The sequence below is a fragment of the Paraflavitalea devenefica genome (assembly GCF_011759375.1).
Taxonomy (GTDB): domain Bacteria; phylum Bacteroidota; class Bacteroidia; order Chitinophagales; family Chitinophagaceae; genus Paraflavitalea; species Paraflavitalea devenefica.
In genome coordinates this window covers 64,586-81,407 of record NZ_JAARML010000011.1, presented here as the reverse complement: position 1 = coordinate 81,407, position 16,822 = coordinate 64,586, and the positions used below count along the sequence as shown (strand labels likewise).

Annotated in this window: 11 protein-coding genes; all 11 read left to right on the top strand. The window is 49.1% G+C overall.

Annotation, left to right across the window (positions count from 1 at the left end; translation table 11 throughout):
• The first annotated feature begins 102 nt into the window (after window positions 1–102).
• The 11 genes from HB364_RS32645 to HB364_RS32595 all read left to right on the top strand — a co-directional run bounded on the left by HB364_RS32645 (window position 103) and on the right by HB364_RS32595 (window position 16,693).
• Entirely contained in the window at window positions 103–1,347 is a 1,245-nt protein-coding gene (locus HB364_RS32645; RefSeq protein ID WP_167292659.1) for a PorV/PorQ family protein, read from the top strand.
• A gap of 389 nt (window positions 1,348–1,736) precedes the next feature.
• Complete coding sequence (locus HB364_RS32640; protein WP_167292658.1) at window positions 1,737–2,324, top strand: RNA polymerase sigma factor; 588 nt, start codon at window positions 1,737–1,739, stop codon at window positions 2,322–2,324.
• Window positions 2,325–2,768: 444 nt separating this feature from the next.
• The gene (locus HB364_RS32635; protein WP_167292657.1) at window positions 2,769–4,049 is read left to right on the top strand and encodes a FecR family protein; all 1,281 of its coding nucleotides are present in this window, start codon (window positions 2,769–2,771) and stop codon (window positions 4,047–4,049) included.
• 428 nt (window positions 4,050–4,477) lie between these two features.
• The gene (locus tag HB364_RS32630) at window positions 4,478–5,026 is read left to right on the top strand and encodes a hypothetical protein (protein WP_167292656.1); all 549 of its coding nucleotides are present in this window, start codon (window positions 4,478–4,480) and stop codon (window positions 5,024–5,026) included.
• A 395-nt stretch (window positions 5,027–5,421) separates the two neighbouring features.
• Entirely contained in the window at window positions 5,422–6,663 is a 1,242-nt protein-coding gene (locus HB364_RS32625; RefSeq protein ID WP_167292655.1) for a FecR family protein, read from the top strand.
• Between the two features lie 679 nt (window positions 6,664–7,342).
• On the top strand, window positions 7,343–10,768 hold the full coding sequence (locus HB364_RS32620) for a SusC/RagA family TonB-linked outer membrane protein (protein WP_167292654.1): 3,426 nt from the start codon (window positions 7,343–7,345) through the stop codon (window positions 10,766–10,768).
• 45 nt (window positions 10,769–10,813) lie between these two features.
• Complete coding sequence (locus tag HB364_RS32615; protein WP_167292653.1) at window positions 10,814–12,244, top strand: RagB/SusD family nutrient uptake outer membrane protein; 1,431 nt, start codon at window positions 10,814–10,816, stop codon at window positions 12,242–12,244.
• A 197-nt stretch (window positions 12,245–12,441) separates the two neighbouring features.
• Window positions 12,442–15,003, top strand: a complete 2,562-nt coding sequence (locus HB364_RS32610; protein ID WP_167292652.1) for a thioredoxin-like domain-containing protein — start codon at window positions 12,442–12,444, stop codon at window positions 15,001–15,003.
• Window positions 15,004–15,198: 195 nt separating this feature from the next.
• Window positions 15,199–15,522, top strand: coding sequence for a hypothetical protein (locus HB364_RS32605; protein WP_167292651.1), 324 nt, complete (start codon window positions 15,199–15,201; stop codon window positions 15,520–15,522).
• A 189-nt stretch (window positions 15,523–15,711) separates the two neighbouring features.
• Window positions 15,712–16,029 carry a hypothetical protein gene (locus HB364_RS32600; RefSeq protein WP_167292650.1) on the top strand — a complete coding sequence of 106 codons (318 nt, stop codon included), beginning with the start codon at window positions 15,712–15,714 and terminating at the stop codon, window positions 16,027–16,029.
• Between the two features lie 337 nt (window positions 16,030–16,366).
• Window positions 16,367–16,693: a hypothetical protein gene (locus tag HB364_RS32595; protein WP_167292649.1), complete on the top strand. Its 327-nt coding sequence runs from the start codon at window positions 16,367–16,369 to the stop codon at window positions 16,691–16,693.
• Window positions 16,694–16,822 lie beyond the last annotated feature (129 nt).

Genomic DNA, 16,822 nt, shown 5'->3' with positions numbered 1-16,822 from the left:
AAATAAAAGGCGAGTGGTAAGTGGCAAGGAAAGCTAGTGGCAAGTGGCGAGTGGGTCCACTAGCCACTAGCTACTTACCACTAGCACTAATAAAAGACATTCATGAACAGATATCTAATTACTCTTCTATTGATGCTCTCTATCCGGGCAACTGCACAGGACTATAATGCTCCCTACTCTATTTATGGGGTGGGCGACCTGGAACAACGATTTTATGACCGCAGCATCGGGATGGCCAATAGTTCTGTTTCGCTGATGAGCACACCGCATTACCAGTTCCTGAAGAACCCGGCTTCGCTGGCCGGGCTGGAACGCAGCAATGTGTATGTGAATATGGCGCTGACCGGTAAGATCATTACTTATGCCGGTACGCCGATCGGTGACAATAACCGCACGAGCCGCGATATGAGTATCAAAAGCTTTTCGGTAGCTACCAAGCTCAATAATGTATGGGCCAGCAGTCTGGGTTTTATGCCGCTGAGCTATGCGGGTTACCACTATACGGCCACCAAGAATGTGGAGGGATCGAACGATACGTATAGTGGAGATTATACCGGCGATGGTGGCTTATACAATATTTACTGGAATAATGCTTTTGCCCTCGGCAAGCATTTCAGTGTGGGCGTGCGGAGCTCTTTTATTTTCGGTTCTATTAATTTAACGGAAACGCTTGCCGGAGAATCGCTGAGTTCTGCCATCGTCACCGAAACGAAAGATTATTATAATAATGTCCGTTTTGAACTGGGCTCCATTTATACCGGTAAGCTCGCAAAAAACTGGAAGCTCTCCCTGGGCGGTAAGTTTACCACGAAGACAAACCTCAATTCTGAGAAAACAGTTACGATCACAGAAGGCACTACTGTTATTAAAGAGGATGAGGTGGTAAAAAGCTCCACGTTCAATATACCGGTTGCCTATGATGCGGGATTGTCGGTAACGCATAAGGACCGGCTCACGATTGCCGTGGATTATAATTACCAGCCCTGGAGCGACCTGAAGCAGAAGGGAACCGGTTATTCACTGATCAACAGCCATCGCTTTTCGGCAGGTGTTCAATTCTCGAACCAGGTAGAACGGTGGGGGCAACGCTATGAGAAGAATTATGTGCAGGCGGGCTTTTTCACCAATAATTCCTACCTCAGCATCCGCAATACGCAGATCAATGAAATTGGCGGCAGTATTGGTTATGGCGGTTTCCTCACCGGCAATTTATTCTATGGCCTGTCTGTAGAAGCCGGCCGCCGGGGCACCATCGCCAATAACCTGATCAAGGAAAATTATGTACAGGCCACTCTCACGTTATCGCTCAGGGAGTTTTTATTCAGCAAGGGAAGGAAGTATGATTAGTCCTCCCGGTCATGTGCATAACCTGTGCTTTTAGGCTGGTAATACCAGGCATCTATTGAATCATGGTATTCAATCAGTTGGACCGGAAATGCACACATGCCATCCCTATTTTTGCGCTCTTCCGCAGGGAGGGTTTCACAATTCTCAAAATAGTAATCCCGGATATTTGGAATATCCCGCCCGAACTTCTTATTTTCACACCGGATTCCAAGCACTACCTCCCCAGGACAGATCCCCCTGTCCGCCGGAGATGCACATTCATACCATCATACCTTATCACTGCTATCATTGCTGTCCATAACCTGGTTGTAGCAACCGGGCAATTAGCCAGTATCCTTACTGATTGAAGTAGCATTTTAATTCGTAACGCCAAAAAAAGTACCGGCCGGATGAACCTTTTGGGACCAGATGTAGTGACCCAATTTACACAGGGAGATACCCGTGCTTTTACGGCTATCTATAATATTTACTACCCCCGTTTGTTCAACTTCGCCAATCGCATGCTGGATAACCGGGAAGAAGCCCAGGACATCACCGCTGAAACCTTTGTGAAACTCTGGCGCCTGCATGCCAATTTCTCCGGCCACGATAAGATACGCGCCTTCCTGTTCGTTACCTGCCGCAATGCCTGTTACGATTACCTGAAGTACCATGCCCGGGAGAACAGTCAGCAAAAGCTGGTACAACAACTGTTACCCCAAACCGACGATGTACTGCTGCGTGATGAGATCAAGGCCGATGTGCTGGACCATATTTATACCGAGATCGAAAAACTCCCCGAACAGTGTAAAACCATCTTCACCCTTTCTGTGTTGGAAGGCCGCAAGAATAATGAGATTGCCGAGCTGCTGCAGATCACGGATAAGACCGTACGCAACCAGAAGGTACTGGCCAAGAAACTACTCCGCCTGGCCTTGTTCGACCACCTGCGCGTAGTATCCATGCTGCTCAGTTTTATGCCGGCAGCCTTGTTGTAGCCCTCCGCTCCCCTGCTTTCTTTATTATGGACGCCAGTTGCCCGGCTGTTTTTGGTTAAACTGCCCTTTGTGCTATTTTCATACACTATGTATACATCATCCATACACCATCTATACACCATCCATACACTATCCATACACTGGGTATATATCATTTTCCCTCTTTCCTGATGAATTTGCCCAACAAACGTAAGAATAATAAGACAGGTATTCTACCAGAGATGTCTGAAAATGGCCTATAATGACCCATATTGTCCTATAAGCTTTGATGAGGCCCTCCTTATTTAATATTTTTTTAATCCTGTGTTAACATTGAATTTTTCCGGAAATAATATAGAAAAAAATTGTCCATAGGGCGGGACAAACGGCGATTTCGCCGTTCTATATAGTATACAGCATTTGTATATGCTGTAATAACCGTTAACCTTACACTAGCGTTACCGCATGCGGAAACCTTTGCATCCTATAGCGATCCTTATTATTAAACACCTGGAAGGGAGGGCCACTCCCCAGGAGCAAGCCGAGCTGAATGACGAAGTAAACGCTTCCGCCGGAACCCGCGCACTGCTGGAGGAGTTAACGGATGAATACCGGATGAGCAGGGACCTGAGCGCTTATAGCGCCGATAAAAAAGCTACCTGGGCCAAAATAGTAGCCCTGGCGCCTGAACTGCAGGAAAAGCAACCGCTGGAAAAGCCGGTAAAAAGGACCCGTTGGATATATTATTATAGTGTAGCTATTATCTTATTACTCGCCGTGGGCATCAGCTCATGGCATTTTTATTTGGGGGACCAGCGTTCTAACGGGGTGGTGCAATTGGACCAGGTGCATTATAAAAATGATGTGGATGCGCCGGCCAGCCACTGCGCCACCCTTACGCTGGCTGATGGGACCATGATCAACCTGGATGAGGTGCATACCGGGCAGTTGGCGGGGCAGGGTATCATGGAAGTGGTGAAGCGGGAAGATGGAGCGGTGGAATATCAAGAGTCGGCAATCGGCAGTCGGCAATCGGCAATCAACAGCCGGCAGTCGGCAGTCGGCAATCGGCAATTGGGAGTTGCTTATAATACGATCAGTACGCCTAAGGGTGGGCGGCATAAAATAGTATTGGCGGATGGTAGTGTGGTGTGGTTGAATGCCGCCTCGTCATTAAGGTATCCTACCCGCTTCGTTGGTAATAAGCGTGTGGTGGAACTGACGGGGGAAGGGTATTTTGAAGTAGCAAAGCAGGCTGCACCCGGAAAAAGACCTTTTATTGTAAAGGTGAAGGGGATGCAGGTGGAGGTGCTGGGTACGCATTTTAATGTAAGGAGCTATACGGATGAACCGGCCATCAAAACCACCCTGCTGGAAGGCTCGGTAAAGGTGTTGAAAGATGGTCAAAGCGTGGTGCTACAACCCGGACAGCAGGCTGCTGTATCTCATCAATCCCAACCATCGCTCCCCATCCCGGTCCAGACCGTTGATACCGAAGAAGCGATTGCCTGGAAAAATGATCTTTTTATGTTCAACAATGCGGCTATCACCACGATTATGGGAGAACTGGCCAGGCACTACAATGTGGAAGTGGCCTACGAAGGAAACCTGCCTGCCGATAGATTCAATATCATGGGTATTCCGCAGCATGTACCGATCAGCCGGATACTGAAGACACTGGAGCTGACGAGTAAGGTGAGATTTGAAATTGAAGGGAGAAAGATTATGGTACGAAAGGATCAATAAGCAACCATCGCGATATTCGCCTTTCCTATAGAAGCGGCTGCACCATTTCCGGATGAGGGAATGGATGCAGCCCTTTTTTTAATTCGTTGCATTAAATTGCCTGTCTTTTTAAGCGTTTTAGCCGGGTTTGACAGGGGTTTCCTTCGTACCATCTTCGCTCCCCGCCCCGGAAAGTGCGCTTTTACCCCGAAGCAGTCCCGAAGCAAACCCGGCGCAAAGGCGTGTCCATCGGGAAAGACGTTCCTGGCCCGATCCTACCTCCATCCTTCTGCCATCCTTGTACCAGGCATGTGCTGAGTGCGCTTTAACCTACAAGGATCACACAAGGATGGTACCTGGTTTGCACATCCCTGCCATTTTACCCACTTCACGGTATTGTCCTGACAGCCAATATTTATTAATTTCAGGTAGTATATGTAATACGATAAATGGCTAAATACACCGGCATACCACCCATTACGGGCACCATTGGTCCCATCTGCATCTATAAGATGTATGGGCAATACTATTTGCGTACCCGCAGCTCGCTCACGGGTAAAAGGGTGAAGAAAGATCCGGCCTTCCGCAAAACCATGCAATATGCCGCCCTGCTGGCCAAAGCCTCCCGCATTGGCTCAGCCGTGTATGCCGCCTTGCCGGCCGACCGGAAACAACACAGTCTGTACCGCAAGCTCACCGGCGAAGCCATGACCTGGCTAAAATACCAATGGACAGAAGAAGATGTAACAGCTTACCTGCTCAAACAATATACCGGCCAGGAAGTATTGCTTCCTGAACCGGAAGCAGTGCAACTCAGGGCGCCTTTCCGCCGCAAGACACAAAGGTTAAAAGGCAGCAGGCATAAACTACGCAAAGAAACACCTGATGAAAAGGTGCCCTACCCTCTCCATGCTTACCGTTACAACGAACGAAAGTTCCGGCGGCAATACAATCAGGACCGGATAAACTATCCCTGGAGTGAATATATAATGACCTGACTGTTCTTCACACTTTACACCCGTAAGGATATTTCACCGCTATTGGCATAACCTATCTACCTGATATTCCTTCAATGTACCATCACTTCAACTGCTCTCCTGCCTGCAAGCAAATTTCCCCAGGCAACATTGCTGCTTTTTGCGGGCAGTATATAGTGATTTTCCTACACCTGTTTACCATTATTTAATTCTTCGGTAACAATTAATTCACATACGATTATACCAGATTCTAAATCCCCTGTTTCCTGAAGAATTATTGAAAATAATTCGTCTTTCTACCGGGACAAAGTAACATTTCGCAGTTTTATAAGTATAGAAATGCACGCGGGATTATATAAACTGTAATGAAAATATGAGTATCATCGCGGTTTATTAACCCCACACAAACAAACAGCATGCGGAAAGCTTTGCACCCCATATCACAACTTATTATCAAGCACCTGGAAGGAACTGCCAACGCGCAGGAGAAAAAGGAGCTGGAGGTATGGATCCATGCAGATGCAGCCAACCTGGAACTGTTTGAAGAACTGAGTGATGAGTACCGGATGAGCAAAGACCTGGTGGCCTATAGTGAAGATAAAAAAGCCACCTGGGCCAAGATAGTGGCGATGGCTCCTGAACTGGAAGAGGCGCCGGTGAAACGGATCAACTGGATGCGCTATGCTGCTGCTGCCGCGATATTACTCATCATAGGAACAGGTGTATGGTATTTTACTGCCAACGCCCCTGCCAACGATCCAATTGTTCAAACAAATAAGGGCCCTTATAAGAATGATATACAAGCACCGGCCAGTGACCGCGCTACCCTTACCTTGGCCGATGGTAAGATCATCAACCTCGATGCAGTGCAAAAGGGCCAATTGGCAGAGCAGGGTGTGATGGAAGTAGTGAAAAAGGAAGATGGGACGATTGAATACAGGAAGGCAGAAGGTGGAAGCGGGAAGTCTGAGGTTACTTATAATACGATCAGCACAAACCGGGGCAGCCGGTATAAAGTGGTGCTGGCTGATAATAGCACCGTATGGTTGAACTCAGCCTCTTCTTTAAAATATCCCACGGCCTTTACCGGCGAGAACCGCACGGTGGAACTGACAGGGGAAGGCTATTTTGAAGTAGCAAAGAGTTCCGGTGCAGGTGGAAAAAAACGGCCCTTTATGGTAAAAGTGAATGGTATGCAGGTAGAGGTGTTGGGCACGCATTTCAATATCATGGGTTATACAGATGAATCAGCGATAAAGACGACCCTGTTGGAAGGAAGTGTAAGAGTAACGCCTGTTCCCGTTGCAGGTGGAGGGCCTGTGGTCCGTAACTCTCAACTTCTTTCCCCCGGTCAACAGGCCATCCTTACCGGAAAAGCAAACACCCTCAAAGTGGAGGAGGCTGATACCGAAGAGGCCATTGCCTGGAAGAATGAGATTTTCGTTTACAATAATGCTTCTATAGAAACCATCATGCGGGAAGTGGCCAGGAGTTATGATGTGGAGGTGGTATATGCCGGCGAGCGGCCGACTGATAAGTTTAATGTGATGGGCGTACCCCGGAATGTACCGGTGAGTCAAATCCTTAAAATACTGGAGCTAACGGATAAGATCAGGTTTGATGTTGAAGGCAGGAGGATCACGGTGAGGAAGAACTAGTGGTGAATGGTCAGTTGTGAGTACGTTTGCGACGCCAACTTTTGTCTCGCTGCCTTGTTGCCTCTATGCCTCGTTTCGACTAGTGTTAATTGAAAAACCAACGATAACAATTCATTACGTCATATACATAAACCATTAACCTGTCCTTCATTAAATCCCAAAATGCCCGATCCCAGAGAATGGCGGGGTTAAGCTGATTATTATGAGCAAAAGGCACTTATTGATTATTGGCAACCAACAAATTTTTACGGCTATTCGCCGGGCATTCAGCATCGCCATTAAAAACGTTCTTGATTCTCAACAGCAGGCTGCTTCCATTTCCGGGAAACCCAAAATGGGTGCGGCCTTTTTTATGTGTATACCTATATCCAGGAAACCCGCAACTGTAGCACTTATTTCATTCCGTGTCGTTAGCCAAATAGCAGATAGGATATAGTAATGGTTAGGCAACAGTAAGAAACGCAGCCAAGTATTTGATCCACCTTTTTAATATGTCCACGTGGGCGGGCAACAGGAATCCTATTGTTATGAAAAACCAGTCAACTACCAGCAACATTAACGCGCTACTACGATTGTTCAAAAAATGACCTGTCCGATGAAGCGGAACCTTGCCATTGAAAATTGAGCACCATTTGACCTGTCCGCCATCAAGAAATCATTTATGAAACAATCTTCTACTATGCAACGCTCTACAACTGAACAACGCCAGTCTTATACCGGTATTGCCACGCATGTTCTTAATAACTGCAGCCTGCGTTATGCGCTTGTCTCTGTTATTTTACTATTTTTCTTCAGTGTTCGGGTGTATGCCGGCGAGCCCCGGCAGGATATTACCCTCTCCTTCCGGGAAGCTACCCTGGATAAGGTATTCAAAGAAATTCGCAAGCAAACAGGCTACAGTTTCGTGTATACTGAAACTGAGATCCAACGCGCCAATAAAGTGACCATACAGGTATCAAATTCATCATTAGACCATGTGCTTTCCCTCTGTTTCCGAAATCAGCCCCTTACTTACACCATTGTAGAGAAAATTGTTGTGGTAAAGCCGCGGCAGGAGAAGACAATCGCCACTGTCCCGGTCAGTGTAACTGATCCGGTGAGTGTATTAAACGTGAAGGGCAAAGTGATGGATGAAGAATACAAAGCCATCCCCAATGCAACGATAGCCGTGAAGGGAACCAATAAGTTCACTCTTTCTGACGCCGGTGGAGAATTTTCCCTGGACCAGATTCCCAGCAATTCGCTGTTAATGATTAGTTGCGTTGGATTTCAACGGCAGGAGGTGCCCGTCAAGGGCAACCCCGTCATTAGGGCCCGGTTAAAAATTGCCGTCAATAGCCTGGACGAGACCATCGTCCTGGCCTACCGGACCAGCACCCGGCGCAACAACGTGGGTGCCGTCTCGGTGGTCAAAGGGGAAGAAATCAGCACGCTTCCCGTGCGCTCCATCGACCGCGCCCTCCAAGGGCTTGTCCCAGGGCTGCAGGTGACCTCAGGCAATGGTTCGCCAGGCGGCATGGCCAGCAACATTACCCTTAGGGGGATCGCCACTGGCGGCTTAGGAATCGCCCGCAATCCCCTGTTCGTCGTAGATGGTACGCCGGTCCAGCAGGAGGAATTTGGCAATCAAAATGGTACCAGCATGAACAACAATCCGCCCCCAACCAACCCCCTGTCGCAGATCAACCCCGAAGACATCGAGTCGATCTCAGTCCTGAAGGACGCTGCCGCCATTTCGATTTACGGCAGCCAGGCATCTAACGGCGTGATCCTAATCACCACCAAAAAGGGCAAGGCGGGCAGGACCCGGGTGAATTTCAGCCACCAAACCGACCTATCAAGTCCCCTGAAATCGAAGCGGGAAGTGCTCAACCAAGAGCAATATCTCGGCCTGCTCTATGAGTCCTATAAAAATGCCAATGCACAGGCCACGGACCAAAGTATCTTCAATGACCTCAAATCGAAATTTCCATATCAGGTGATGGGCGGGGATACCAGCTTCTATCCAGCTCCAAGCTGGTTTGATGCGCTCTACAGTGACCGGGCCCTGGGCATCAACAATAACTTGAGTATTTCGGGTGGAAACGACAAAACCACCTATTACTTGGGCCTGGGTGATGTACATCAGAAGGGTGCGCTGCGCCACACTACGTTTAATCGCAGCTCCCTGCGCTTCAATATGGATGCAAAGCCTGCCAATTGGTTCCGCCTGGGGCTTAATACCTCACTGGTATACAGCCACCAGAATCTAGGGGACCTCGGAGATGAGATCACCAGTGCCACTGGTTTTGCCTATCAGGTGTCGCCGCTGCTACCCATCCGGCAGACCAATGGTCAGTATGTTATCCGCTACCCGCTCGGTGCTGGTGGCACCACCATCGTCAATCCTGTTGCCGCCATGGACTATAATTCCCGCACAGTAGATGGATACCGTGCCATTGGCAACGTATTTGGCGAAGTAAAATTCCTGCAGCACTTCACCTTTCGCTCCAACGTGGGCGTGGATTTCTTAGCTTCCAAAAGCCGGATGATCCGTGATAAAAGAGTTGGGCCATCCGCCTCTTTCACCGGGTCTGTGTCCGACATCCGCAATGAGCGATCCATCTTGCTGGTCAACAACATGCTGAATTTCCAGAAAAACTTCGGGACCAAGCACCTACTATCGGTAATGGCTATCCACGAAGCCCAGATCGCCAAGAGCAATCAGCTCAATGGCGGCGGCTCCGGTTTTACATCGGGCTTTGCTGACAACGAGATCAGTTCCGCTAACGCCACCAGCGCATCAGGAGATCAATCCAAAGCTACTTCGGTTTCCTACCTGGCCCAACTGAACTATGAGTACCAAAACCGCTACCTGACTTCGGTGAGCTACCGGCTGGACGGTTCTTCCCGCTTTGGTTCCGCTGAGCCATACAAGAGCTTTTGGTCCATTGGAGCCGGATGGATCGCCACCGAAGAGGCGTTCCTCCGCCCTGCCAACCGGTGGCTCAGTTTCCTGAAACTGCGGGGCAGTGTAGGGATTGCCGGCAATAGCACTGCCATCCCTCCCATTACCCGCTCTAACCGGGTCAGCGGAGTAACCTACTCCAACCCTACCGCACAGCTCGGCAACACCGTGCTTTTCACTACCGGCAACCCACACGTGAAGCCGGAATCCACCTTCAACATAGATCTCGGTCTGGAAACACGCCTGTTCAGAGACCGCCTGACATTTACGGCGGATGTATATAGGCGTAAGACCTATGACATGGTAACAAACCTGCAGGACGTAATGGTGAGTGGCCGCCAGTTCATCTACGGCAACCTGGGTGATCTGGAAAATAAGGGGATTGAACTGTCGCTGTCAGGACGTATCATCCAGACTCAACGGTTTTCCTGGAATCTGGCCGCCAACTGGAGTACCAATTCCAATAAATTCGTCAAAGCGAGCAATCCAGAAAGTTATGCCTCTAAGTTTATCTACAAGGTGGGTGAAAACTTCGAGTCCTGGAATTTGGTACGTTGGGCAGGCGTAGATCCTGAAGATGGTGCGCCCCAATGGCTGGATATTGATGGCAAAACCACCAAGACCTTCAGTAACAATGACCGGCTGATCGTGGGCAAGCCACAACCGGATGGATTTGGCGGTGTGACCAGCATGTTTACCTATCGAAATTTCGAGCTAAGCGCATTTTTCTACTATGCCTATGGCTACCAAATCTACAACGCATTTTTAGCCAGCATGCTCAATGACGGTCGTGGCCAGCCTTATGGCAACCAATCGGTGCTGGCGCTGGACCGGTGGCAAAAGCCAGGCGACGTAGCGATGAACCCCAAAAGGGTCCTCAACAACCCGGCCAGGGGCACCAGCATCTCTACCCGTTACCTGGTAGATGGTGACCACATTCGCTTTAAAAACCTCAGTCTGGCTTACAACCTGCATGAGTCCCTACGCAACCGACTTAAACTGGCCAGCGCACGGATTTTTGTACAGGTCAATAACCTGGGTCTACTCTGGGTGAAAGGGGATGCTATTGACCCAGACAATACCGGTACGCTGGGAGAAAGTGGATCGGCGTATCCCCAACAAAGGACCTGTACCGTGGGCTTAAGTATCGGTTTCTAATCGCAGGGCATCACCTGTTTTCAAGCATCTGAAAAAATAAAGACAATGAACTATCTTAAAAATATTGGCCTGACAGTTTTAGTGCTCACTAGCCTGGTGGCATGCAAGAAAAGTTTTCTGGACGTTCCCATTAACAAAGAAGTGGTGGCAGAAGATTATGTCACGGACCTGACCCGATCAGAGGAATACCTTAACGGTATTTTCCTGCTGATCGCAAGGGATATGACCAGCTACGAAATTTACCCATATGCGGACCTGGCCGCCGACAATCTGAAGGTATTTGGCAGCTTCATGACGACCCATTATCAATGGAACCAGAATCTTGATCGGCCGGACGATAACCGGGATAACTTTTGGAGACAAAGCTATCACATCATCCGCTCCTGTAATTTCCTGCTGGAAATCATTGACAAATTCCGGGCAGAAAACCCGGTGAAGGCTGATGCCATCAAGGGGCAGGCTTATGCTATCCGGTCCATGATCCATGAGAATCTCGTCAAAGTGTTTGCCCAGCCCATGATTTTTACCGGTGCAGGCACTCATGCCGGCATTTTCTATGATTCGGTTTTTGCCCAGACAGAGCAAATCACCCGCCAACCGGTGGTAGATGTATATGCACACATTATTCGGGATTACAGCCGTGCCATTCAGCTCATCCCCTCCTCCCTGAAGGGCGTTATGCCAGCTAATATCACTGCCCAAACCTGGGTCAGCCAGCAGGCGGCCATGGCTTTGCTGGCCCGCGCTTACTTTTACAAGGGAGATATGGGCCAGGCCCAGCAAACCGCGTTGGCAGTCATCCGGGGTGCCACGCTGATGACAGGCGCCGACTATCCCTCCAAGTTATTTACTTCAAAAGATAAAGAGTCGCTGTTTTGGTCGCCTCCGTTAGAAACCAATCAGGGAAGTTCCGGTACCAGCTTCCAGGGAGGGTCCTTTGTCGAGGACAACTTTTTGGCGGCCACTGCTGACCTGGTGAACCTGATTGATGAACAACCCAACGATAAAAGAAAGCAGTGGTTTGTAAAATTTCCTTCCGGCAACTGGCAGGTGGCCAAGTACCCCGTGGGGGCTGTGGCTGGCTTACAGTATCCGCCGGGCGCCTACTACCAGACGCATATCCGCACCTCAGAATTATACTTGATGGCAGCCGAATGTTTTGCCAGAAATGGTAACGAGGATAGTGCGCGCTACTACTTGGATACCATCCGCAAACGTGCCCATAACACGGCGAGCCCTACACTAGCCAGCGGAGCCGCGCTGCTAGACTCCATTTGCAAAGAAAGAAGAAAGGAACTCTGTTTTGAAAATAACCGGCTTTTTGACTTGCTGCGGCTCGGCCAAACTATTACCCGGATAGATGTGGTAAGTCCCGCGCCTACCCAGTTATCGTTTCCGAACAATAAAGCCGTGGCCCCTATTCCGCGCATCGACGCTATTCAAATTCCGCTCAATCAAAATCCTGGCTATGAATAACCTTTCCCCTGCGGAGGAGTACCTGGGCTGGTGGATCGGCCTGTGCTTACCGTGGCCTACATCGTAGTTCGGCGTGGGCCTTGCCTCCGGGCTGCTTGTGATCTATCGATTATTGGCTGGCCGGTACCAAAAGAGTAGCTGCCGGGTGGGGCTCACTCCATCTACTTTTCTCTGTCAATAAAAATTATCCTTGAAATATGACGATAAAAAGAACACTTGCTACTGCAATAGTCTCTCACCTTTTTTATTCCGTGTGTTTTGCACAGCAAAACAAAGTGATCATTGAAATAGCTACGGCCACCTCCGGTCAGGGAACCTACGCTTTAAAAACATTTGACCTTCGCCAGTTCGATGACGATGCCAAAGTTACGACCCTGCCTGCCAGCACCACCACTCATAGTGCCGTCCTGCGCTGGGAGATTCCAACCGCCGAACCCATTGTAATGAGCGCTGCCTCCCAATTGATGTGGGATTGTACAAGCATGCCCCTGGAGCCTGGGGATAGCGTGCGGATTACCGCCACCGCCGGCAGGCTGCAGTTCACCGGTAAAAGCGGGCCGAAATTTGAGCTGAATTATCGGCTTTCCCAAACTGGCAGTCCCGAAGTGCAAAAAATCCTTAACAAACGATACCTCTATTGTGATTCCATTGGCGACTTTGAACACTATTTCGCTTTGTCTGAAAATATGCTCACCGGTCAATTGGATCTCATTGCCCAATACGAAAACCGGGTCAGTGCGCTTGTTACAGGCTATTTGAAGGGCTTTTACCTTAGTGGATTTCGCCTGCGGACTGCGTCCAAATTTGAAGCAGCGATTTTTGCTCGTAAAAAGTATCATCTGCCTATTGAGCATTTTCGACCTATTTATGACACTACACTTGCTAGGTATTGGCCATCGGCACAGGACACTTCCGATTATACCAGTTTATCTGTCCGTACTGCTCGCGCGCTGAAAAAGTTTGTGACCACTAAATTAAACTTTGACCGCCTGCTGGCAGGGGTCTATGAAGGCAATGACGAAATAGGAAATTATCAGCGGTATTACCAGGCGGCCAAAACGAAATACCGCGGTCTAGCACAGCGTAAGGCGTTATCCTTTATACTACGCAGCCTTTTACGGGAGCAACTGACGCCAGCTTCCATTGCACTGGCAGAAGATTTTTTGCAGCTACCCGGATATCCGGACTATCATGCATATATAAATCAACGGTTGGCAGTGGCCAGAAGGTTCGAAAAAGGTAGCATGGCGCCGGCTTTCACGCTTACCAGCTTGTCGGGAAAGCCCGTCCATTCAGGGGACCTGCGAGGCAAAATTGTGATCATGGATTTTTGGTTTACCGGATGCGTGGGATGTGAACAAATGACGCCGGCCCTCAAAAAAGTTGAAGAGGCGTATTGGAACAACTCCAAGGTAGTATTCCTGAGTATCTCTATAGATAAGGACCAGGCCAAATGGAGCCGCAGCATTGCCCAAGGGCGATATACGACGGGGCACGGACTGAGTACCTTTACTGGCGGAAAAGGGACTGCTCATCCAATCATTGCAGACTATGATGTCTCCTCATATCCTACGCTGTTTCTCATTGATGCCGATGGCAGGATTGTGAAGGTCAATAAAGACCCGCGCGAAGACAACGCCACTACGCTAATACAGCAGATAAAGAATATGCTGCCTATCTCAGCTACAGATGGGCCTTATGTGCTCTACCCAGCAGGCAATCCCCTGGTTAAATCGGTGGTGGAGCAGCAAGGGGAACCTCAGGCAAAGGTCGAAACGCTCGGCACGGGTGTTGGGCCAGCTGCAGTTTTTCAAATAACAGATGCTTATTCGGGCCGGTCCTTTCCGGTATCGTTGCAGCAGCAACTCTTGGTCCCTCCTACCGAATACCCGCAGCCGTCCCGGCTGCTGGCTATTTCGGATATCGAAGGGAATCTGGGCGCCTTTGTCAGCTTGCTGCTAGCCAGCCATGTTATTGATAATACCTTTAACTGGACGTTTGGTGACGGTCACCTGGTCTTGCTTGGGGATTTCTTTGACCGGGGCAGTCAGGTGACGGAAGTGCTCTGGCTGGTATATTCCTTGGAGCAAAAAGCCCGGCAAAAAGGCGGGTGGGTCCATTTTATCTTAGGTAACCACGAGCTAATGAATCTCAGCGGTGACCTACGGTATGTCCATCACAAATACAAAACCACTGCTTCGCTGCTCGGCGAGGAGTATACCACAGGTCTGTATGGCAATAACAGTGAACTGGGCAGGTGGTTGCGCACCAAAAATATCGTGGAGCGCATTGGAAACATGCTCTTCACGCATGGTGGGATTTCCGCGGAGATTAACCGCTCTCGTTTAAGTCTACAACAAATCAACGACATGGCCCGACCCTACTATGGTCAAAACCTTACCAGTAAGCAGGATTCTGGCCTGATGGCGGTGATGGGCACCCGCTCCGCACCATTTTGGTACCGGGGCTATTACGAATCCAACGGCAGCGCCCCCGAAGACCAGGTGGATCGTACCCGGACCCTTTTTGCCGTAGACAAAATTGTAACAGGCCATACCATTATTGGGGACGGCGAAAAAATCACCCCCCATTACAATGGTAAGGTCATCAACATAGACACCCATCATGCCTCCGGACATTCTGCCGCCTTGCTCATAGAAGGTAACCAGTTTTATACGGTGGATATCCAAGGCCGCAAACTCCCTTTGTTTGGTGGGCCGCAGCCGCCACAACCAACGGTGACCGGGCAGGTTGATTAGAGGATGAATACGACCCAGTTGTGAGCAATACTATTCCTTGGTCAGGGCAATTTTTGGTTGCCTTGGCCTTTTATGTGGGTTGCTATCATAGACCTATGATTTAACGATCCGCTGCTAAAAATCTGCACGCTGGGTGGCTACATTTGTTTCTGTAGACGATTGACTATACATCCGTCACCAATAAAAAGCTTTTTTATGCAGAAGCATTCATGGAAGAAATTTTCAGCATTGGGCATCATCTTGCTGGCTGCCTCTGCTGTTGCCTCGGCCCTGAAGCCCACCCCTCAAAAAACAATGGACGACTGCAACGGCATTTTTGAATTTTCTACCATGGCAGATGATAATGGCCTGGGTATTGAACGCACCTGTACGGTGGCGGTAGACGACGCGGATTGCTGGACCTGCACGGGTAGCGGATCCGGTCTAGGTTCTTCCAGTGGCACCTCTGGTGGCGTCACTACGGCTGCAGATACGAAGCTTTCTCACGGGGTAGCTGGCTGCATTACGATGGTCAATTAGCCGTTGATACTATAGGACCTTTCAAACACGCCATTCACGCGACCGTTACCGTGAGACAGGTCTTTCGCTTGTCTATCCCATGGCGGCGATGAATTAAGGTTTGGCTGCTAAAAATCTGCACATCCACCCGCTACATTTGTTCCTGTAAACAATTGGCTGATCCTTCCTCTTCATTAAAACTTTTAACGTATGCAAAAGGTAAACTTTAAAAAGCTCACGGCGCTTGGTATTGTCCTACTCGCTGCCTCTGCTGTGGCTGCTGCATTTATGCCCTCCAAAACTAAAACGATAGACGACTGCAATAGCATTATCGTAGATTCTACCACACCTGACGACAATGGACTGGATTTGGATCGTACTTGCACGGTGGCCATAGATGAAGCGAACTGTTGGACACGCACCGGTTCTGGCTCCGGCGCTGGAACATCCAGCGGCACCACCACTGGCATTACGACCTCAAATGATACCCGGTTTTCTCATGGTGTCGCCGCCTGCATTGAAGTTTAATCGCTGATGCGGTGACTATTTCCATTTATTGGAAGAGGGACAGATCCATAGACGGTACGTCACCGTATTGATAAACATCGCAACTACTGAGCCAGGGTACAACGGGACACCCTGGCTCTTTTATTCGTATCATTTGACACCGTGAGGCAGTCATAGGCTGACAAATTACTACCATCAATGCCACACATTGCCTTGCCAACTGACCGCTGTACCCGCCAATCTCCTAATGGTAACATTTAACAATCGGCTGCCAAAAATCTGCACGATGGGAATCTACATTTGTTATTGTAATCGATTGGCCAATTATTATTATTCACCATTTTTTAAAAAAAACCTTATGCAAAAAGTATCATTAAAGAAACTCTCGGTGCTTGGCGTAGTATTGCTGGCAGCCTCTGCTGTGGCATCAGCTTTTATGCCTGCTCAACCCAAAGCAGTAGACGACTGTAATGGAATAGTAGTAGATTCCACTAATCCGGACGATATCGGTCAAGTACTTGATCGCAGTTGCACAGTTGCTGTAGACGACGCCAACTGCTGGACACGTACTGGCACTGGCTCCGGCCCTAATTCTTCCAGTGGCACTTCAGGGGATACTACTATCACCGCAGATACCAAGTTGTCTCATGGCGTAGCTGACTGTGTAACGATTGATATCCCTTAATCACAGATACAGTAAACAGATATTCCCAAGTACAACCCAGGAATATTCGCATTGATACAATTAAGAGCCAGGGCTTTATTTAAAGTCCTGGTTTCTTTTTTTCTCATGGGTCGGGGGTAGGATTTAACA